Genomic DNA, 21,598 nt, shown 5'->3' on the forward strand with positions numbered 1-21,598 from the left:
GCAGCTTGCCGTATTCCACGATCCAAAAGTTTTCAAAAAGCTACTGGGCATGCTTAATTACTTATAACCAAAAATAATAAAAAACTTGGTATCTATCAAAGGAGCGGACTCAATAAAAATTCAAAATATAATCACAAGCGATCTTGTAACTGTTTATGGCTTTTTTACTTATGAAATTGACGCAGAATCCTTTTCTGAAGAAATCATGAAGTGGTGAATAAAGAACCAATACTAAACTAATTAGACAAATACGGAAACCCGTAAAGCAAATTAAATTGTCATTAGTATCTTTAGAAATGCTGTATTATTTTAAATAAACGATTATAGAGAACAAATTTAACATTTTTATAAAATGCAGATATAGTGCATTCCTTAAATTGAATTGGTGGTGCAAATTATAGATGGACAAATTTAATTCTGAAGTTTAGGCTTAAAAATCAGAAAACATTTGACCATTTATTCTAAAAATCTAATTTTTTAAATATTGCAAGTGCACTTTTAATATCTGTTATCATGCTACTGTTACTTACATTGAGCTCAATCCGGTCAATAAGGTAGCTTAACCTTTCAATATTGGTAAATTGACCAGCATGTTCATGTATGAATTCACGTATTTGCCTGCTGACCTCAACAGATGACACAAATGATTGCGAACCAATGCTTATCAGTCCTTCAAGAACAAGAGGTTCAAGATCATTATAGGGATCTTTTTTAAAATCTTCCTGCTTGGACAAGAAAAGTAAGTCCATAAGTTTTGGAAGGGCACTGATTTGCGTCAGCTTGGAAAAATTCCTGCAGCAATACCTAAAGTCAATCCATTCTTCCCTATTTTTGAGGATAAAATCTGCCAAATAATAAAATCCTTGCAGTTCGCCATATTCAATCAGTAGATTTGCTGCTTCTTGTTTTTCTTCTATTTCATATTCTTCGTTGAGGATTGCGATCAATACTTCGACAATAAAATAATGCTGTTCAGGATCAGGGCTCAGTAATTTAATGCCACTTCGTTTAAGATAAATTAAAGCTGTTTTCTTTATAATTTCTTTTAATTTTTTAATGTCTCCCGTCCTATCGAACCATAGTTTTAGGATCTCTTCAAACTTGTACTCCTCCTTTTTGCTGTATATAAGCTGCTGTGGTACGTAAGAATAAAATTCAGTCCACCCTTTCCGAAAGCCATAAAATATGTAACTGACCCAGGCTAGCAGATCGAGATCAGCTATGTTCAACTTTTCAGAAATCTCCATTCTGATAGTTTCAGTATTCAGATAGCTTTCCAAATTATCAAGAGTTCCTTTAACCTCCACACTGAAATCCGTACTTGGATTGATATAGCTGATAAGTTTTATAAGATTCTCCTCGGGTAATTCAAATTGATAGCGATTGAGAAAATAATACACCAGATCTATTTCACCCGAATTTGCTAGACATAGCCGCAGAATTTTGGTTACCTCGTCATTTTCCAGAACGATATCTTTCGAATTTGTCATTATACTTTTGACCTCTTTTAAAACTTGGTACTGAAATCCATGGGAATCTGATATGACCCAATTGCGAAAATCAGCATACTCCACTTCCCTATCTTTACCTGTAAATAACCTTAATAAATTGCACACTGCATGTGCTATGGGTTCTTCTTTGCTATCTCTAGTGTAAACTAGCTCGAAAATGTCATTATTGTCAAGTGTGCTTTTGTCGAATTTCGAATAAATCCTGTCTATTTCTATTAGAAGCAATTCGTGGTCTAGAAGAAGTGCGATACTTTTTTTGTGCTGCTGCACTTCTCGCTCTTTCCAATTTTTAGTACTAGGACGGTCTAGTTTAACCCCGTATCGCTCATATGCAGCTTTTTCAAGTTCAGACAATAAATTGTCATATTTGCTCTGCTGGTAATAAAGAATTTCATGCAAATGTTTAAAGTTCTCATCTGCAAAATCACCATCATTTCTCATTTCTATAAATTCAGAAACCGAATCAGCGTCCAATAGATAGGTGGTAAGTTTATCCCAGTTAGGAGATTCCATATCCATTTTCCAGATGTTGATCAATGCTGGCTTTTTTGTATCTGTTTCATCAAAAAAACGTCCAAGATGAGAAAGCATATAATTATCGAGAGTACCCACCTGGGTAGTATAAAATTCCAAGAGGATATCAAAAATATCCCTATTTACCTCCTTAAAAAGGACAACACTCCGATCAATTATCTTACTGAAAAGATCTCTTCCATTTCGGACCAGAGAGTGCTGTTTGTGTATAGAAGTTTGTAGATCTTTGATAATAGAATTTAAACCACCTAACGTCCTAATGTGCATTACAGCATTCGATAAATGTAAGGATTCATCCAATAACATTGTATCGTGCCGTTCACCTGTAGCTCCGACCATATCTTCTATGTCATAGCTGTCTATGATCAGACCGATATTTTCATCAACGCTGTCCATAGCAACAACCAAGCGGTAAAGAGCAGCACGTATGTGCTGATTTTTTGAAAATTTATATTTTTCAATGATATTTTTTGAAGTTAGCTCGTCCGCAAGTTTTAATTCGGCTATTACATAGATAATTGTATTGACAGTTTCGGCAGGTAGATCTCCATGTGCAAGCATTTTTACCAGAACATACCTTAGATCAGGCTTCTGATTTCCCAGTTTTTTTCCGTCCAACCCGTATAATACATAAAGCGCGTTTAATTTTGTTATTTCAGTGGACTGGGTATCATCTAAAATTTCTATAAGATAATTAATCGATCTTTCCGTCTGTCCAAACCTTGAAATATCTTTTAACGTAAATTTATTGGAATGCAGCCATAATCCACGTGAACTGTAATATTCAAAAATCTTGACAAATAGTTCAGTCCTCTGATTATCACTAAAGCGTTCAGGCTCAAACTTAGTTATGATTTCGGGATCATTCTCTGAAATCCAGTTAGAAAGTTTAGCCAGACCATCAGCATCCATGATACTGGCAACAAAAGAAACCGTATTTACCCAGCTCGGCTTTATTCTTACTTTTCCAATGGATTTCGTGCTGATAACCTCTAACAGAACATTAAATTCCTGAACTGCTAGAACTTTAGCTGCCAGATATTCCTGAATATTATTGTGAGAAAACATCCAGATACTGTTATTAAAATCAAAGACGAGTGAGGGAACTTTATATAATAACTCATAACTGGCTTCAGAAGGAAATATCACACGGACTTCGGTATCTGAAATATGATTTTTCCCCATTGTTTCCATAATGAATGCAAGCTTTTTAACTATTCTCTCAATTATAAGGTGCCTGGATCTTTTTTCAATCTTTTTGTCCGATATAATTGCTCTCCTAAAGCTTTCTTCAAGAATCTGATTACGCGTAATATTGAGTTTACCGTTACTTAAATAATGATCCAACAAAATATTGAGTGTATATGGTTGGAACAAAAATGATTGGAGTACTCCATCATAATATGAATTGATAAAATCATTCCCATCTATATCGAGTTCATAATCACAGTAATTTTCTATATCATCTTTATTAAGGTCATTAAAGAAATAAACTGAAAACTCCGATAACGTTCCGCTATCTAACTTGTTTGGCAACTGATAAAAATTAGTCCGACAGGTAATGACAATACTTAAGAGTGGGTATTCCGATGATAATTTTGAAATTTCAGAAATTGCCTCCTTTAGGTAACCTGGTTGTATCTCATCTAGACCATCCAAAAAAAGGATCAATGTACTCTGATTAATATTTTCAAAATCTATTTCAAGGTAATCCATTAGAGTGCCACCGCTATATCTATTAAGCTTGTAAAAAAATGGCAAATAGCTAGAAGATTCTCCCTGAAAATGGTTTGCAACTTTAAGAAGTTGGACCGTCTTTCCAGAACCTGGATTTCCCAATAGAACCAATTTCCTGTCAAAAGGAACAACATCTTGTAAATACACATTTTTGCTTTCAAGCCTGAATAAAGAATCTCTGATGTTTGTATTTTCATCATACAACTTTATTGTTCTTGGAATCACCCCTCTAATATCTCGTAAAGAAGGTATTTCAAATACCACCTTATCGAATTTTTCATAATCTATTGTACGTTTAAGGATCATCTCCCCACCCTCATTGACAGAACAAGTTAACTGGGAAGACTGTGGCTTTTGGGCACATCTAACTCTAGTGAGTAAAATAGCGTCGTCAATAACTTTTGAAATCCGAATTTGTTCTTCTTTGTTGTTTTCCAAGATCTCACACAAACTTTGGCAGAAAGGGCTGTTTTTCCCTTTAACTCCATCACTGACTTTAGTATTGCCACCAGATGTCAAAATAATCCTTGACTTCCTTTTCTCAAGTAAATCATTATGGAGATTTTGCCCCACCAATTTGGGCTGATTCGTTGTCAATACTCCTGAATAACAGCAATCTGAAATTAAAACAATATGTTTAGCATCAATCAATTCCAAGGAGTTTAAAATATAACCTTGATCTATCCAAGTCATTCGACTGTCGGTGCCATTAACTGGAATCCAGTTTAAAACAGAATGAGGTTTTGCTAAGCCATGTCCGGCAAAATAGATTATCAGATTATCAGTGTCTCTGTAAGAAAATTCAAGATCTTCAAATATATTTTTAATTGGATCTCTTCTTGCTTCTGAATTAAACATGGTGAATCTTTAATATGTTCAAAGCCATATTTCTCTTTAAGAACTATAGAAATTCTGTCACAGTCTGAAATGGCATTAGGAATATCACTCCAAATACTACGATCGATATATTCACTAACACCAATGGTTAAAAGTATGTTTTTTCCAGACATTTTAATTTTTTAAAATAAGCTAATAATGAAATAGGAATATAAGTAATTTTATTGCAATACGACATATAAAAAACTTTTCTCATTAAATATTAACGCATAGAACCAAAAAATATCTTGGAAATATTATCTAATTTAAAATTCACCGGATTAGTATTATCATACTACTCAAATAGGTAGACTTACTTGTTTGGTAAGCCCGAGATATTAAATATTGACCAAATAGGGAGTATCAGCTTAAGGCTAGCGATATTAAAAATGGAATCGACGGAAGCCTGCGGATTATGTCAAATCGACAAAAATCAAAATCAAAGACAGATATTCCACTTTTGCCTCAAGCGATTGAAATTATGGAGCGTTACAAAAATCATCCGCTATGTGTAGAGCGCGGGTCTGTACTACCAGTAAAATCCAACCAAAAAATGAATGAGTACGTCAAAGAAATTGCTACAATCTGCGATTTGTCAGGTGAGCTTAATACGCATAAGGCAAGGAGGACATTTGGAAGTACCGTCACGCTAAAGAATGGTGTTCCAATCCATGTGGTTAAGGAGATGATGGGCACTATTCGGTAAAGCAGACAGAGGAATATGCTATCACCGAATAGGAGTCAATCAGTGTGGAAATGCAACAATTGAAAGAAAAACTTTCTAAAGTGAAAAAAGACATTAGCTACGAAGCCCCATCTGATATAGTAGAGCAGCTTTCCGAAAGTCTTTGCATTGGCGATAGCAAAAAGAGAAACCCCTCGAGTTTTTCACAAGGCGCAAATTTAAAACTGATTTCACAGGCACTGAATGAAATCAAAAAAATGCTACAAAAAGATTAGAGGTTAGTTTTGTTGAATTGCAATAGTTAAGATTACAATATTCTAAAGTATTTCCCGTATTAAGAATCCTGCTATTAAATTTAGTAGGATTCTTACTTTAAGCTGAATGAGTCCAGACATACGCATTTTTATACCTGGTAAAACATTTGAATATTTTGCCAAAGTTTCTTTAATGTATATGGAAAACATAAACGTACAAACGTAATATAGAAGAAATCGAGTTTTCTATGTTTACACTCATTTTTAATATTTTTTTGTAACTTGTTATAAAGATATTGAATAAAATTTTCATTACTTTCTAATAGCCATAACTATAAATTCAAGCTGGATAAGTCGATGCTAAAACAAAATATTACTAGCCAGATAGCAGAGTTATATCACCAACTGATTCCCTCAATGGAAGAAGGTTTGTTGATAGTATCATTACATGAAAAGGTCAAAACTGGAGAAATAGATTCAAATTTCTCTAATAAAGATATACAAAGGACGATTGAAGAGACAGCTTCTCTCCTACCTCCAAATTCAAATATCCCAAATAAGGAAAGATTACTTAAAAACCTCCTTACATATTTTATTGAAAGACCAGTCGAACAAAAAAATTTATATACTTTAACAGAATACTCAAGAAAGTTTATCCTTTTAATAGAAAACAAACTAAACAGTCCATTTAGGAAATTCCCGCTCAGGGAAAGTTTTAAAAGATACACAAACTTTGCAGCCAGTGATATAAAGGAAATCAATCAATTCGAAAGCTGGTTTAACCAAGGATTTCAAGCCACTACCCGTGAAAACGTTTTTGATCATCTTGAAGAATTGAAAAACCAAGTAAAAGAAGCTGTTCAACAGCTAAATAAATTATTATACTCTTCAGATCTTGATCCTAAATCAATTGTTTCAGATTTCTCAATAGTGTTTTCTGGTCTTGCTGAAAAAGCAGACGAAATAAGAGATACCCTAAGATTAGGTAATAGTCTGCAGTACGAGATTGACATAGTTGTTTCTCACTTTTACGGGAAAACGCAGGAATATGGAACCCCTGTGTCAGACATTCAGAAAAAAGAATTCAAGGAGTTGCACTACGCATTTTCACGCGCTTCAGATATTAAAGAAGAGATATTATCATTCTTCAGTATAGTGGACAACAAATTAGGTCAACTGAGAGAGCGCATACAGTATGCTAGTACCAAACTTAATGAACTGCAGGATTTTCTGAGGCACCAAAGCCAATTCAGAAATAATTTACGAAGGTTGTTTGAATATACAATGGAGAATAGTATGGTGGACAAAACACTATTGATTTTTCCTGAAGGATACTCCAAAAAATATATTATTCAGGAAAAATTCAAACTAAGCGTACTGCCTAACCTTTATAAAAATCCATCACAAAGTAATTTAGTTATACATGTTCCAGAAGATTTTGAATACCATCAATCCGAAATTCAGTTGATTGAAGCAGAATTAACGCGTCAGCAAAGAACGGCAGGGCTTGTAAATAATTTGAAAAAGTTTTTGGACCATCATCAAAAGTTAGATTTAACAGAAGAATTTTATAATATACTTGAAAATGAAAATGATGAAGAAACGGCAATTCAGGTTGTCCATGAGATCACTCAATATGCACACGAAAGCAAAAAATATGAATTAATTATAGATCGTAGTGTAAATCCACAATATTATAATAAACCAATCATTACATGGACTTCGAATATACAAATAGAGAGGTAGATCACGATTTTAGCTTTTTAAACTTCTCGGATGTAAAAGCACATTTTGCTGACCTTAATATCGAACTGCTGCGGGGAAGACATATTCAAACAGGGGAAGGTTATATCTTTACCCTGGTAAATAATTACAGTTCCGAGTTTCAATTTTATTATAGGACATTATATGGACTGGAACTAAAGCGAGAAAAATCAGAAAACATAGAATACTACTACTTAGACTTTCCTGAAGAAGGAAAAGGTAGGCTTTATTCCAATGATCGACATAGAGAAATGTCGACATGGGAATCTCTCATTGCCTTCATGCTACTCAACATGTACTATGACCGCCTGTTTGATCGCACCAAAACAATCAATAGGTCAATTTTAGAACAGGAAATTATGAATAGTGATCTCTCTCCATCATATAAAAAAATTTTTTTCAACAATGCGGTAAGAGATTTTTACAGTGATCCAGAGTGGAAAACTGCAATGGATAATTATAAAAGAGTACTGCGAACACTGGATCAACTCGGCTGGGTCAAACTGCTACCCGCTGGTGAGGGTGACGGGGATATCCTATTTATTATCAAGGAAAGCATCAATAGGTTTGCTGCTTTATATCAATATGAAATCAGTCATTTTGACACGTTCGTTGAACAGATATTGCAAAAGAAGAACAAGAAATGAAAAACCCTCTAATATATTCCTTATCGACGGTTGGGATATTGAAACATTATAATCAAGATTATTTAATTCATCCACAACGAACCGACTTCACGGGCTCTAACGGAGTTGGAAAATCAATTATTGCCGATCTTTTTCAGTTGATATTCATCAATGATCGTCAACTCTTCCAATTCGGGACAGAAGGATATAAAAAAGAGGTCCGGCAGATTCACAAACTTGCATATAGATGCAGAGATGCTTATGCTTTCCTAACGATCGAAGTTGATCATGGTAAATTCATATGTCTCGGCGTCTGTATTCCAAATACTACAAACAGACCACTTAGACCATTTCTAATTACATCTGATCCCGACAGTACCAAAGATTTTAAAGACAGGGCCTTCCCTATCGAAAAAATTCCTACTCACGCTAATTTTATAAATGAAGCAGGTCAAATTTACTTGGTTGACGAATTAAGTAAAAAATTTAGAGACAAATACGGTCTGTACTTTGAATCGTTCAGTACCCGAGACAAAAAGGATGAGCATTATGAAAATTTATTTGACAGGGACATTCTCCCTATAAATTTAAGTATACAAAGTAGTCTGAAAGCTTTTGCCAAAATTATACAGTCCTTCTCAAGAGCTCGAAGTGAAGGCGACAAATCAGATGCGCTAAAAGAATTTCTTTTTGACGGTAATGAAAAAGAACTGGAAGAATCTTTCGAATCACATAAAACACAAATAGACAAGTTATTATTGGATTTTGAGGATCTACAAAAGTTTATCAATGATCTTGAAAGAAAGCAAGAAACACTTGACCAACTTAAAACTTCTGAAGACAAATATAAAGACAGTGGAAAGGAATATCTAATCAAAAAGACCGGTTATTATCTTGCTATCTGGAATAAAGTAAAAAGCAGTTTAAGCGAGACGGAAAAAGAGTATTCAGCTCTTTTGGATAAAGTTGACCTATTAGAAACCCAGGTACCACGCATGAAAGCCCTTTCTATAAATTATAAGGGAATGTATCAATATAATAAAGAGAGACTTGAAATTATTAAAAATGCAAAAGAGTTGGATCAAGAAATCATAGAATTAAAATCTAGGATTTCAGCTCTTGATATTAAAGACTTACCAACGATAAATGAATCTTTGACAGGATTATCCAACATCGATGATTTTCAAGACAGTGAAGTAATTAAGTATTGTAAAGAATTACTTCCTATCTACAATGATTACAAAAGTCTTTCAGCTGTAGTGGAGCAACTGGAAAAACAAATGAAGATTCTTGATGATAGAAAAAAAGAGATATCTGCGCAGACAGAATATCTGCAAATGGTAAAAAAACTTTTTGCACAGTCCGGTGACAACTCTTTAATAGAAAAAGTCTTAAAATCTAATTTAGAAATAAGTATTGCTCAGGAAGCGGTTTTATTCCATTTTATAAAAGCTCGGTGGCAAAAACCCTATGATGAAATAGTAGACTTTTTTGCGGAAGGTTTTGAGTTTCTGGCAGAGGAGAATATTACCAAACATGAAAACCTATCCGGTTATTGGTATAGCTTCAAAGATTTGAGCATCTATATAAAGCCATTAGCTCATACCCCCATCTTAAATGATAGAAATTTACGTGAGAAGGCTATTTCAGAAATGCTTAATAGTAATGATACTTTACTGAAAAAACTGAAAGATGAAAGAGATAATATAACAGCTTTTGAAAGGGGTATCCATTTTGATATTGAATCAGTACCTTTTTTGTCTTCGCTTGACAAGAGATTAAAAAATTATGCAATTCAAGATGATCTAAATTTGACAATTCAACTTGCTCTACAACTGAAGGATAAAATAGAAAAATTAAAAGCCGAATTAAAAACAATTACGGATAAATATTCAAAACTTCTTAATTCAGCTAATATTAAAGATACGTCAGACCTTACCTCAATAGAGATTAAAGAAGCCGATCTTGTCCGAGATCGTGAAAGAAAATATAATGCATTTAAACAAAGATATATCAGTGATGATGCGAAACTCAGCGTACTAAAAGATACTACAATTCCCACAATAAAAAGAGATTTTGAAGAAAGGCAACAACAAGAACGTTCGGTATATATTGACTATATCGAAAAAAGGACAAAAATGGAAAATTCTTATGACGAACTTTTGGGAGTTGAAGTTTTAGAATCCAGTGAAAACGAGATGAGGGAAACACAAACTGTATTTACCCGCGACCAGGCCAATTATGAGTCACTTTATAGGACAGCTTGTGAAAATTTTGACGAAACAAAAAGTAAGAAAAATTTAGAGCTTACGATGGAAATCGAGGGAGGCAATTATAATTTTGACCTCTTGGAAAGAATACTGTTAGGAAAAATACACTTTAAGGACCAGATTTCCGAGGAACTTAGAACAGCTAATAGATCTAGACACAATCTTATTGATTCCATACATGAGACCATGCTTAAGATTTTTGCTAAGACAAAAAATAATTATGACATATATGAAAGGCAAATTAGAGATCTAAATCTATTTTTTAAAGGTCGAAAAATTAGCAAAAAATATTATTTTCAGGTAGAGTTCTTACCAAATAAGGAAATCCCTGTAAATTGGATTACAGAACTACAAAGTCAATCGCAACAGGCTTTTAAACCAAGTGAACTTCCAATGGGAAAATCTGTTGAAAGCTTTGTGGAAGATTTTTTCAAGAAAGCTGTTAACTACAAAAAGAAAATGGGGTTTAAGGAACTTCTTGATCCGCGAACATATTTCAATTTGGATGCTGGACTTTTAGATGAAAACGGTAATGAAATTTCTGGTAGTACAGGCGAAACATATACCGCAAAGGTTCTTCTGGGAATTGGAAGATTGTCGAAAATCCAATCTCAAAATCGGACGGGGATACGGTTTATTATACTAGAGGAAACAGCAAATCTTGATAAGACAAACTTTAATAATTTCCCTGAAATTGCTGATGAATTTGATTACCAAATAATAACAATGACACCTAAACCATTTGGATCAGATTCCGACCAGGGATGGTATCTACATCATTTATTGCCAGGAAAAGAAATATCGGAAATTAATTATCCTATACCCTCTAGTTATTTTAAAACTAATCTTACAAAACAAAACCTATTAACATATTTGAATAACCAAACGAAAAGCGGCAATGAACTGGACAGTACTGAAAGCTCTTAATGATATCTACAACAATGAATTTACAATAATGCGGTCAAGTCTTATAAACGACACTGATATTCAATTTCTCATAGATCAAACAGGCGAACTAAAGCTAGGTATAAATCGAATCAATGCAGGTCCTGGCTTTAAGGAGTTTTATGAAAAAACACACCTGGACAAGTTTAACTCATATCTATCTTTTCTGGAAACAAATGATTTACTTACACCTCAAATTCGCTTTCGGGAGTCAGATATTAAGATTTTAATGGAAATAAAAAACGGAATGGATTCAGGTGATTTGCTTACAGTACGAGACGAGATAGTAGTCGCAGAAGAAACTGTCAGGGGGGTATCACAAATGTTTTTTAAGAATGAAAAATATCTCGAAAAATCTGAGAGTCTTGTTTCGGCAGTCAAATCAATTTTACTGATTGACTCTCTTGCAAACGATAAGGATCAACAATATAAATATGTCTTACAATGTGAAAAACCTGAAAAAATTGTTCTATGTGAAAACCTAGATTTTTTAAAACGTCCTTCAAGGCCACGTAAGCACAATATTGAACTTTGGTATGCAGGAGGAAAAAACGTTGCGAAACTAAAATTCTCGGGAGATGTTACCCTACCGATTTATTATTCCTGTGATTGGGATCATGATGGATTACAAATCTATCAAATGGTGAAAAATATACTACCAAATATCCGTCTCCTTTTTCCAAACGGAGTTAAAAAATCTATTATTGAAACAGAGCATAAAAGTTTATGGAAATCGACGGCAAATAATGACTTCGTATCTGGATTAAATCCCGGTATCTTTAGTGATCAAGAGAAATTACTTATACAGGAGCTTATTAAAAACAATGAATGGATAATGGAAGAAACAAATGATTTAATTGAGATGATACAAAACGCAGAAAGAAGTTCATAGAGTTAGGTCAGTAATTGTTCTCATGTAAAGAAAATTTACATAATTAATTCTATTTTCCTGCTAAAAATCAAAACTAATCTAATGCATCAGGATCGACATTTGAAAAAAGTGTTTGTTTTCTGATTTCAAATAGTTGTTTGCTTTACGGAAAAGCCCCACTTATCTTCAACTATATATCAGAAAAGCTTTCCTGACTTATATTTGGAATGATAACAATTAACTTACTCATATCAATTATACCATCCAATCAATTTTATTAAATTGCGATAGTAGTTTTTTACTATATTCGGAATCAATAGAATTAATAAAGCAGATACTACCATAAAGCCAATCATGGAAACTCATTGAATTATAGTTAGCAAAAAAAGTTCCTTGCCTTTTTAGGTATCTTCAACCCCGTACTTTCTACAAAAGTAAATATGTCGCATAATATCCTTACGATACTTTTTAGTGACGTGCACACTGATAGCTTTTCAAATCGTTCATCCATTCTTTTTGCGATGATATTCGCTAACATTGGACTAGAAGGAGCTCCTTGGGGAAGAACTGCTGAGCGTTCTTTGAATAGGTCGAAAAGAATCTCTTTGTCTTGCTCACTATAGCTATCCCAATAATCTTCTCTATGGTTACAACAACAAAGTCGAGCCATTGTAACACATAAATTCTTCAAATAGCCCATCGACGCAAAAACACCATACACCCTTTTCTCTGTAATGGTATCAAAGAATTTTAGCAAATCAATTTTGAGTATTGTAGATGCCCCTTCATGTACTCTGGCATTATCTTTAATTGACAATCCTGGCACGAATCCTTTACAAGAGGAAGATAACTTATGCTTACAAAGAATATTAAAATAAATCCATTTTTGGATGTACTTCAAATCTTTATGTGGCGCTGATATTGTCCTAAAGCCATTTGATCTCTTTCTCAACTTAAAATATTTGTATCTGGTTTCTCTATAGGAATTACAATTGGTGTTATATGCAGGGTCTGATGATACAAGTTGATTTTTACCACTAGTAAGAGCACGGATATAATCAGATTCAACTCCCATTGAAATAGACAAATGTACTAAGGAAAACAAAACTGGATATCCTTCTACTTCAAGATTAAATATATAATTTTTAGCTTCGTCCAAAAATTCATCTGATCGATTAGCTTCTTTAGCATTAGCTATAAATTGTTCAATCGGGAACACTGTCATCGTTACTACTATCTTAAATGTTTAATGTAAATTCTCAGAGTCCATCAAATATTTTGTTGGACAGAAGTCCAACGAAATATTTGATGGACTCTGTGTATTCGCATTAGTCTATCAAACTATACGCAAAGACGCCTCACTAAATCACAGCGCAAGGCACTGTGACACCTTAAAATCGTTCTACAGCGGCCGTGCCTGTGGAATTGCCAATACAACGAAGCCGGCTAAAATTCGTAAATTGTATTGACTTTCAGTGAGCCCCTCGCCTTTAGTGGTACTTAAAAAGTCCTTCTTAAAATCTGGGCCAGATGCTTTATGTTCTTCATTTTGCAGGACATTTGATGAATAAAATGGTGATCTCAAAAGAGAATCCCGTACAGAAAACTTTTAACGATCTATAGCATCCCTGAAGTCTCTAATTTTTGGATCATGGGAAAACACGACAATTCATTTAAAGTTATCCATCCCAATGCAGCAGGCATTGATGTTGGATCTCGCAGCCATATGGTTGCAGTTAATCAATCAAGAGAAGATGTAAGGGAGTTTGGGATCTATACCAAAGATCATGAAGAGCTTATTACATATCTCTACGCACAGGGGATTATGACCATTGCAATGGAAAGCACCGGGAGCTACTGGCAAACATTGTTTTCATCACTTCAAGCTGCAGGATTTGAAGTTTTCTTGGTGCCAGGGAGCCAGACTAAGAATGTCAAGGGACGTAAGACCGATGTACTAGACTGTATGTGGATTCAAAAGCTTCATTCGCTGGGACTACTTTCAGGGAGCTTGCTCTTAACTGACACCTTCCAGCAGTTGCGGACCTACTACTATCACCGTTCCCACTTGGTGGAGCAATCTGCACGTTATACCAGTAAGATGCAAAAGGCCCTACGTCTGATGAACATTCGGTTGGATGTTGCAATTAATGATATTACAGGTCAATCGGGGATGGCGGTTATTGAGGCCATTATTTCAGGAGTACGCGATCCAGAACGTCTCTCAGCTTTGGTAAGTAATCGCGTAAAAAAGACACGCCAGGAAATAACGGATTCACTTCATGGTTGGTGGAGAGATGAACTTCTTTTTGAACTTCAGGCCTGTCTTGAATTCTATAAATTGTATGAACATAAGATTAAGGAGTGTGATCAGGTTATCCACAGCCTGCTTATAAAATCCGCACCTAATAAGGATATAACGGAGGCTGATCAGAAAAAATTCAAACAAAATAAGAAACGGCGGGATAAGCATGCGCCGTCATTCGACCTTGCCTATATATCTTTCAATTATTTTAATACCGACCTGTTTGCGATAAATGGTATAAGCTATAATGCTGTCCTGTGCCTTTTAACTAATATGGGGCACGACTTACACAAGTTTCCCTCGGCCAAAAGTTTTGCATGTTGGCTGGGCCTTGTCCCGAATAATAAGATTAGTGGTGGGCGTATCATCAGCAACCGGACAGCTTCGGGAAAAAACTACATAGCAAAGGCACTTCGCCATGCAGCCAATTCCATAGGTAATCAAAAAAACCATGAACTTACTCCATTTTTTAAAAGGATTGCATTCAGGAAAGGCCGTATAGCCGCCATTATTGCAACCGCAAGGAAATTAGCCGTTATTATATGGAACATGATAATTAAGCAGGAACCTTATAAAAGAGAACTGGTAGAGCTTACCAGCGCAAGGCAAATGTCACTTAAAATTAAGCAAATAGAGAAAAGAATTACTGCGCTGGGGCTAAGCAAGGATGAGTTAGAAAAGATTTTTATAAAAAACTCTCTATCTGATGTTTAGGTTTTGGTTGTACAGAAAAATCGTTCTACAGCGGCCGTGCCTGTGGAATTGCCAATACAACGAAGCCGGCTAAAATTCGTAAATTGTATTGACTTTCAGTGAGCCCCTCGCCTTTAGTGGTACTTAAAAAGTCCTTCTTAAAATCTGGGCCAGATGCTTTATGTTCTTCATTTTGCAGGACATTTGATGAATAAAATGGTGATCTCAAAAGAGAATCCCGTACAGAAAACTTTTAACGATCTATAGCATCCCTGAAGTCTCTAATTTTTGGATCATGGGAAAACACGACAATTCATTTAAAGTTATCCATCCCAATGCAGCAGGCATTGATGTTGGATCTCGCAGCCATATGGTTGCAGTTAATCAATCAAGAGAAGATGTAAGGGAGTTTGGGATCTATACCAAAGATCATGAAGAGCTTATTACATATCTCTACGCACAGGGGATTATGACCATTGCAATGGAAAGCACCGGGAGCTACTGGCAAACATTGTTTTCATCACTTCAAGCTGCAGGATTTGAAGTTTTCTTGGTGCCAGGGAGCCAGACTAAGAATGTCAAGGGACGTAAGACCGATGTACTAGACTGTATGTGGATTCAAAAGCTTCATTCGCTGGGACTACTTTCAGGGAGCTTGCTCTTAACTGACACCTTCCAGCAGTTGCGGACCTACTACTATCACCGTTCCCACTTGGTGGAGCAATCTGCACGTTATACCAGTAAGATGCAAAAGGCCCTACGTCTGATGAACATTCGGTTGGATGTTGCAATTAATGATATTACAGGTCAATCGGGGATGGCGGTTATTGAGGCCATTATTTCAGGAGTACGCGATCCAGAACGTCTCTCAGCTTTGGTAAGTAATCGCGTAAAAAAGACACGCCAGGAAATAACGGATTCACTTCATGGTTGGTGGAGAGATGAACTTCTTTTTGAACTTCAGGCCTGTCTTGAATTCTATAAATTGTATGAACATAAGATTAAGGAGTGTGATCAGGTTATCCACAGCCTGCTTATAAAATCCGCACCTAATAAGGATATAACGGAGGCTGATCAGAAAAAATTCAAACAAAATAAGAAACGGCGGGATAAGCATGCGCCGTCATTCGACCTTGCCTATATATCTTTCAATTATTTTAATACCGACCTGTTTGCGATAAATGGTATAAGCTATAATGCTGTCCTGTGCCTTTTAACTAATATGGGGCACGACTTACACAAGTTTCCCTCGGCCAAAAGTTTTGCATGTTGGCTGGGCCTTGTCCCGAATAATAAGATTAGTGGTGGGCGTATCATCAGCAACCGGACAGCTTCGGGAAAAAACTACATAGCAAAGGCACTTCGCCATGCAGCCAATTCCATAGGTAATCAAAAAAACCATGAACTTACTCCATTTTTTAAAAGGATTGCATTCAGGAAAGGCCGTATAGCCGCCATTATTGCAACCGCAAGGAAATTAGCCGTTATTATATGGAACATGATAATTAAGCAGGAACCTTATAAAAGAGAACTGGTAGAGCTTACCAGCGCAAGGCAAATGTCACTTAAAATTAAGCAAATAGAGAAAAGAATTACTGCGCTGGGGCTAAGCAAGGATGAGTTAGAAAAGATTTTTATAAAAAACTCTCTATCTGATGTTTAGGTTTTGGTTGTACAGAAAAAGGTAATTGCTAACGATTAGGTGTTCCCGTTAATTGAACGGGGTAAATATAAGATTTTTTTGATTTCTAAATTATATGTCGTTTCATTTCTAATTGAATCTTTACGCTTCTTCATTTGTAATTGTTGTAAAATACTACGCGCTTTAAATGTAAGTTCACCCCCTTTTGATATAAGCTTCTTTACACGGCACTCTTTATAAACTGTATCTAGTTCTTCTCTTGTCAAACCAAGTATTTGACAGATTATTATTGCATCTAGACCCAAAGATATGAGATAAATTAAGGTGATAACTGCGTGATTTTGTTGATTCTTCTCTTTAAATCGATCAGTCCTTCCATCCGGAAAGCTTCCCACTATCCTCTCTCCTTCTAACAAATCATAACCTATCTTATCAAAAAGACTTAAATAGTATTTAATATCTCTCTTTATTATCTTCGCGCGATCCATCTTAGTTTCAGATCTTCTTGGAAAAAGAGGTTTCCATTTACTGTCGCCCCAAAAAATAGGCAAAGTATTGTTTGGTGTTCCATGAAAGAAAGAGACTAAAGATTCAGACTCTCCATAACCTAGTGGTGTGTACTGATTAGGAGGTGGTTTAACCGGTATTGAGTTTCCATATTTCCTGACTATATCTTCCACGTTGTTTGCATTTGAAAAAAGAAATTTAGCCGCTTTTATGGTAGGCAAAATTTTCTTACGTCTCTCGGCTACTATTTCTACATTAGAAAAACGGCTCCTAATCTTTTCAACAGCACTTTCCATTACAATAGAAGCTAACAAAAACACTTTGGAAATTTTCATTTCTTTTAGCCATTTTTGAACATCAGGCTTTCCATATTCTTCAATAAAGGTATTTCCGCTTCCTACAAAATCATCTAGGAAAATCACGCACTTTACATCTTCTGAAATTGTAATTTTTTCGTAATCATGAGTTATAATGTTATAATCTTCTTTCTTACTCAATGTTGACATCTTCTTTGCGTCAGATTCACGTTTCTTGAATGCTCTAGTATTACGCAAAGGATAAGTAACCAGTGTTCCACTCTTGCCAACCTTACCATAAGGATAAATTAAAATGCGATCTTCTACATTAGGAAACTTTTTGAATATCAGATTAAGTAGACTATCTAACCTAAACATAAATTCGTTGAAGGGTATATATTCAAAAACCCGAAGTAGATCAATCATATGTTCTACTTCATCTTTTTCAAAATTTTCCAACCACTGAGCTATATTAGTTGGGTATACCGAATATTTAAGCCTAGGCAATAAAAGCTCTATTTTCCTTGCTTTAGCTTTACTCCATTGAAACTCATGTGGCATGATATAGTGTCTTTATTAATTGTAAAATAGCTGCATTTATAAATTGAGATTCCATCTCCCTATAGCATAGATTACGGATAGAAATATTCTCCTCACTTATATTCTGGACAAAAAACTTTATATAGCAATAAGTCTCGTAGTAATAATCCGCTAATTATACTAAAAAGGTTTATCTTATCCTTTTAATTAACATGGGATTATGAACCAATAAAAGTTTTAACAAAATCTTCATTTAGTTCCCTGTATGATTTAATACGGCTTACCCTGAAATGCCTAATTTTGCCGTTCCTTAATAGACAGTTCGCTTGTAAGATTCGCTTTTTTGTTTCATCTTCTTGCAGCTCCTCTATTAGTTCAATGACTTTTACAATACGCTTGGTATATCTTTCACTCTTATCTGAATACTCTATTTCGTACCATTTATCTTTGACAAGGCTAGCTTTTTCTATAGAAAAATGAGTTAGTGTATCCCTATTATACGCATCAATATTGAGAATGCCACTTAGATCTGAAGGTTCTTGTTGGTTTACTTTATCGCTCTCAATCGAGGTTTGAGTAAATAGATTCGTAAAAGAGTACTTATAGTAATAATGATTCCAAACAACTCGTTCCAACTTAACAGGGATTTTGGAAACAACACCTCTTCCACTCCCCTCTAGCTCTATCTTTGCATCCAATAAGTAATAAAGCGACGGCAAGTAATTTTTAAGCTCTAACTCCTCCTTCTTTATTAGCCGGAGTCCCACCATCGGGAAATAATCTTCACTATATTTGGATGTAATATTATTCAACCACCTAAGCTTAACCATGATTTTAGACTTACGATGACTTATCTTTCCTTCTTTTTCATTGTACTTCTGATAATCATCACTAAATTTAAAATCAACTATCGTACCTAATGGTGGTAAAAAATCTAATAGATTATTTACCTTCAGCTTTTCTTTTTCACTATCGGAATCTGACCATGTTTTCTGCTTTCCTAATTCTAAATCAACAGTAGACAGAATGGCCATTTGTCCAAAAAACTTAGTTTTTAATTTTTCTAAACTAATATTCTTTGATTTTTCAAAAAAACTAGGTTCTCCTTCACTTATTACGTTTAACTCTTTTTTCTTGAACCAATTCTCCTCTATAGTACCAGATAGCGTAGAATAGTAAAAACATTTGTATGAATCGTTATCTTCTTTTTCGCCTGAGGTCATATTGTATTTTGTTCCATATTTCTTTTCAACCACAACCATTAACGGTGGAGTAAAGTGATTATAACTGGCTATAACCACATTCGAAGAAGACTGACGGAATGGATGCGCTTTTGTCGAGACAATAGAACCAATGGGACATCTTTCATTCGGTTCCTTGTAATCAGGGATTTTTTTACTTTCAACTTGAATAGCTTCCGCTACCACAACAGATGGTAACTCCGCTGCTACTGCGGTTGGATGGTCATCCTTTTCCATTTAATTATAAATTATTATTTAAATTATTAATTGTTGTCGCAATTTAATAAATTTGAATGGCTTACGCAATGGGATAAACAGCAGTTTACAATTAGGTAGGATTATAGAACCTCTAGGATTTCAACTCCTATGTTTTACTACTAGAAATAGTAGGCGTGATGTTTATTAAACAGCGTCTTGAACACTTCAACGACTCCGTTTATAAATATCTCTGTAATGAAGCTTGTGAGTATTCCACCATCTAAATGTTGGAGTATCATCTTCAAGACAAAGATAATGATTCTAATTGAATAATTTCTCATAGTCTGATTTGCTTTATTATGTTTATCGAATTGACAATGACTCAGTTATTGGGTCCTGATCCGCACCATATGGTGGTTATGTAAACAAGATGCATTATTGATAGCCCATTGCTAAGCCACTTTTAAATTATGAAAAGAAAACCAGACTGGCTACAGAGCAAAGGCTACATGCACATCACGCCTTCATTGAGTGTACATACAAATTGGGAGGATTATTATCGTAAGGTAACCTCTCCAAAGTATGTGGCTAGGTATGCCTTTTTCCCATTAATACATCGCATCTTAGCGGACAGAAAGTATAAAAAAGCTGACCCTAAGAAACACCAGATAAAAGAATCTAAGCCAAGAGGACACAGTCACAAGCGTAAAGATGGCAATGGAACTGACAAGTCTGTCAAGAATAGGCCTCTCCACTACTCTAGCCACTTTGATTCGCTCGTGTATTCATACTATGCGTACCTATTAGGAACAGCTTACGAAGGGAAACTGAAACAGGATGAAGAACTGGATAAGGCGGTACTCGCATACAGATCTATTCCTATTAGTGAAACTGACCGTAGTGGTAAGAGCAATATTCATTTTGCTCATGAGGTATTTGGAGAGATTAATAATCGGGTAGAATCGCAAGGTGAAGTGGGCGTGTTGGCAATTGACTTAAAGAGCTTTTTCTCTACCCTGCACCATAAGACATTATACAACATCTGGGCATATGCAATAGATAAAGAAGAACTACCTCCTGATCACTATAATGTGTTTAAATCTTGCACCAATTTTAGTTATGTTTTATACGATGATCTAAAAAAGAAGGGAAAAAAACATTTTGACGAATCTAAATTGGCAAAGATAAGGCGGAAAAAAGGGTATAAATGTTTCTTCGAATCCAACGAGGATTTTAGGCGCGCGATTAAAGAAGGACGGCTACCTATATACAAGAATCCATTTCGTGGAGATCGAGATGAGAATGGTAAGAATGAAATGATTGGCATACCGCAAGGGTTACCAGTGAGTGCAATTCTAGCTAATCTTTATCTAATTGATTTTGACCGTACTATAATTAACGAGATCTCTCGGAAACTTGGCGCTCACTATCGCAGGTATTCTGACGATATACTTATCCTATGTAAACCTGAAGAAATGGATTATGTTGACGAGTTTGTCAATGAACTGATCTTAAAATTCAAGGTGAAAATCAGTAAAGAAAAGACGGAACGGTTTATTTTTAGAAAGACTGTCTTTAACAAAAATGGAGATGAAAGGATTACTTCTATTAAAATCGTTGGTGAAAAAGAAGTCGTCGACTGTCCACTGAATTATCTAGGGTTTGAATTTAGAGGTTATAATACACTTATTAAATCGACTAACATCGCGAAATACTACCGTCGTGTTATAGAGATTGTAAAGCGACGCTCACGTCGTGCTGTACGTCTATCTGCGCACAATCCAACCATACCTAGGGCTGTATACCTTAACCAGGTGAAGAAGCTATATAACTCACCATTAAAACATGCTAACAAGACAGAGAATAAACAGGTGTTCCGTAAACGTTATTCGCTCATAATAAATGATCGTGGTGATTTTATGTTTGATCACAGGGATGTAGAAGTAAAACAACATTCAAATTATCTCTCTTACATCAAGCGTTGTAAAAGGCAGTTTGAGACAAACTCCTTCTCGCGTCAACTTAAAAAGAAAAGACAAATTATAGGACAGGCTATAAATAAGCATTTGGTGAATAAGAATTGGTAGTTTCTTAATTTATAAA

The 21,598-nt window shown here is 35.0% G+C and carries 14 protein-coding genes; 9 read left to right on the forward strand and 5 right to left on the reverse strand.

The annotated features are described in order from the left end of the window. Positions 1 to 461: 461 nt before the first annotated feature. Complete coding sequence (locus ACSZOX_RS09625; RefSeq protein ID WP_437919674.1) at positions 462 to 4,640, reverse strand: caspase family protein; 4,179 nt, start codon at positions 4,638 to 4,640, stop codon at positions 462 to 464. 424 nt (positions 4,641 to 5,064) lie between these two features. Here ACSZOX_RS09625 and ACSZOX_RS09630 point away from each other — a divergent pair, with 424 nt between their 5' ends. From ACSZOX_RS09630 to ACSZOX_RS09655, 6 genes are all read left to right on the forward strand, one after another. Continuing rightward, positions 5,065 to 5,364 carry a tyrosine-type recombinase/integrase gene (locus ACSZOX_RS09630; protein WP_437920104.1) on the forward strand — a complete coding sequence of 100 codons (300 nt, stop codon included), beginning with the start codon at positions 5,065 to 5,067 and terminating at the stop codon, positions 5,362 to 5,364. A 44-nt stretch (positions 5,365 to 5,408) separates the two neighbouring features. Continuing rightward, complete coding sequence (locus tag ACSZOX_RS09635) at positions 5,409 to 5,618, forward strand: hypothetical protein (protein WP_437919675.1); 210 nt, start codon at positions 5,409 to 5,411, stop codon at positions 5,616 to 5,618. A 336-nt stretch (positions 5,619 to 5,954) separates the two neighbouring features. Beyond that, positions 5,955 to 7,343, forward strand: coding sequence for a hypothetical protein (locus ACSZOX_RS09640; RefSeq protein WP_437919676.1), 1,389 nt, complete (start codon positions 5,955 to 5,957; stop codon positions 7,341 to 7,343). Then, positions 7,313 to 8,008, forward strand: coding sequence for a condensin complex protein MksE (locus tag ACSZOX_RS09645; RefSeq protein WP_437919677.1), 696 nt, complete (start codon positions 7,313 to 7,315; stop codon positions 8,006 to 8,008). The genes ACSZOX_RS09640 and ACSZOX_RS09645 overlap by 31 nt, the downstream gene beginning before the upstream one ends. Continuing rightward, positions 8,005 to 11,184: a hypothetical protein gene (locus tag ACSZOX_RS09650; protein WP_437919678.1), complete on the forward strand. Its 3,180-nt coding sequence runs from the start codon at positions 8,005 to 8,007 to the stop codon at positions 11,182 to 11,184. The genes ACSZOX_RS09645 and ACSZOX_RS09650 overlap by 4 nt, the downstream gene beginning before the upstream one ends. Next, positions 11,156 to 12,094 (forward strand): hypothetical protein, encoded by a 939-nt coding sequence (locus ACSZOX_RS09655; protein ID WP_437919679.1) that lies wholly within the window; start codon positions 11,156 to 11,158, stop codon positions 12,092 to 12,094. Before ACSZOX_RS09650 ends, ACSZOX_RS09655 begins: the two co-directional genes overlap by 29 nt. Before the next feature lie 355 nt (positions 12,095 to 12,449). Here the strand turns inward: ACSZOX_RS09655 and ACSZOX_RS09660 are convergent, their stop codons facing one another. Then, a complete protein-coding gene (locus ACSZOX_RS09660; RefSeq protein ID WP_437919680.1) occupies positions 12,450 to 13,292 on the reverse strand; it encodes a reverse transcriptase domain-containing protein in 843 nt (280 codons plus the stop codon). Positions 13,293 to 13,724: 432 nt separating this feature from the next. Between ACSZOX_RS09660 and ACSZOX_RS09665 the strand changes: the two genes are divergently transcribed. Next, positions 13,725 to 15,092, forward strand: a complete 1,368-nt coding sequence (locus tag ACSZOX_RS09665; RefSeq protein ID WP_437919681.1) for an IS110 family transposase — start codon at positions 13,725 to 13,727, stop codon at positions 15,090 to 15,092. Between the two features lie 274 nt (positions 15,093 to 15,366). Then, positions 15,367 to 16,734: an IS110 family transposase gene (locus ACSZOX_RS09670; protein WP_437919681.1), complete on the forward strand. Its 1,368-nt coding sequence runs from the start codon at positions 15,367 to 15,369 to the stop codon at positions 16,732 to 16,734. Positions 16,735 to 16,769: 35 nt separating this feature from the next. On the opposite strand, the gene ACSZOX_RS09675 is transcribed toward ACSZOX_RS09670, so the two are convergent. The 3 genes from ACSZOX_RS09675 to ACSZOX_RS09685 form a co-directional block, all read right to left on the reverse strand. Beyond that, entirely contained in the window at positions 16,770 to 18,077 is a 1,308-nt protein-coding gene (locus tag ACSZOX_RS09675; protein WP_437919682.1) for a phosphoribosyltransferase-like protein, read from the reverse strand. 197 nt (positions 18,078 to 18,274) lie between these two features. Then, positions 18,275 to 19,534 (reverse strand): hypothetical protein, encoded by a 1,260-nt coding sequence (locus ACSZOX_RS09680; protein ID WP_437919683.1) that lies wholly within the window; start codon positions 19,532 to 19,534, stop codon positions 18,275 to 18,277. Between the two features lie 140 nt (positions 19,535 to 19,674). Further along, positions 19,675 to 19,836: a hypothetical protein gene (locus ACSZOX_RS09685; protein ID WP_437919684.1), complete on the reverse strand. Its 162-nt coding sequence runs from the start codon at positions 19,834 to 19,836 to the stop codon at positions 19,675 to 19,677. Positions 19,837 to 19,965: 129 nt separating this feature from the next. Here ACSZOX_RS09685 and ACSZOX_RS09690 point away from each other — a divergent pair, with 129 nt between their 5' ends. Beyond that, positions 19,966 to 21,582, forward strand: coding sequence for a reverse transcriptase domain-containing protein (locus ACSZOX_RS09690; protein WP_437919685.1), 1,617 nt, complete (start codon positions 19,966 to 19,968; stop codon positions 21,580 to 21,582). Positions 21,583 to 21,598 lie beyond the last annotated feature (16 nt).

It is taken from the genome of Sphingobacterium sp. LRF_L2, assembly GCF_965644235.1.
GTDB lineage: Bacteria > Bacteroidota > Bacteroidia > Sphingobacteriales > Sphingobacteriaceae > Sphingobacterium.

Coding starts and splice junctions, on each gene's coding strand:
- ACSZOX_RS09675 (WP_437919682.1), bottom strand. CDS start 18,077: ATGCCACATGAGTTTCAATGGAGTAAAGCTAAAGCAAGGAAAATAGAG.
- ACSZOX_RS09690 (WP_437919685.1), top strand. CDS start 19,966: ATGAAAAGAAAACCAGACTGGCTACAGAGCAAAGGCTACATGCACATC.
- ACSZOX_RS09680 (WP_437919683.1), bottom strand. CDS start 19,534: ATGGAAAAGGATGACCATCCAACCGCAGTAGCAGCGGAGTTACCATCT.
- ACSZOX_RS09640 (WP_437919676.1), top strand. CDS start 5,955: ATGCTAAAACAAAATATTACTAGCCAGATAGCAGAGTTATATCACCAA.
- ACSZOX_RS09670 (WP_437919681.1), top strand. CDS start 15,367: ATGGGAAAACACGACAATTCATTTAAAGTTATCCATCCCAATGCAGCA.
- ACSZOX_RS09665 (WP_437919681.1), top strand. CDS start 13,725: ATGGGAAAACACGACAATTCATTTAAAGTTATCCATCCCAATGCAGCA.
- ACSZOX_RS09625 (WP_437919674.1), bottom strand. CDS start 4,640: ATGTTTAATTCAGAAGCAAGAAGAGATCCAATTAAAAATATATTTGAA.
- ACSZOX_RS09655 (WP_437919679.1), top strand. CDS start 11,156: ATGAACTGGACAGTACTGAAAGCTCTTAATGATATCTACAACAATGAA.
- ACSZOX_RS09685 (WP_437919684.1), bottom strand. CDS start 19,836: ATGAGAAATTATTCAATTAGAATCATTATCTTTGTCTTGAAGATGATA.
- ACSZOX_RS09645 (WP_437919677.1), top strand. CDS start 7,313: ATGGACTTCGAATATACAAATAGAGAGGTAGATCACGATTTTAGCTTT.
- ACSZOX_RS09650 (WP_437919678.1), top strand. CDS start 8,005: ATGAAAAACCCTCTAATATATTCCTTATCGACGGTTGGGATATTGAAA.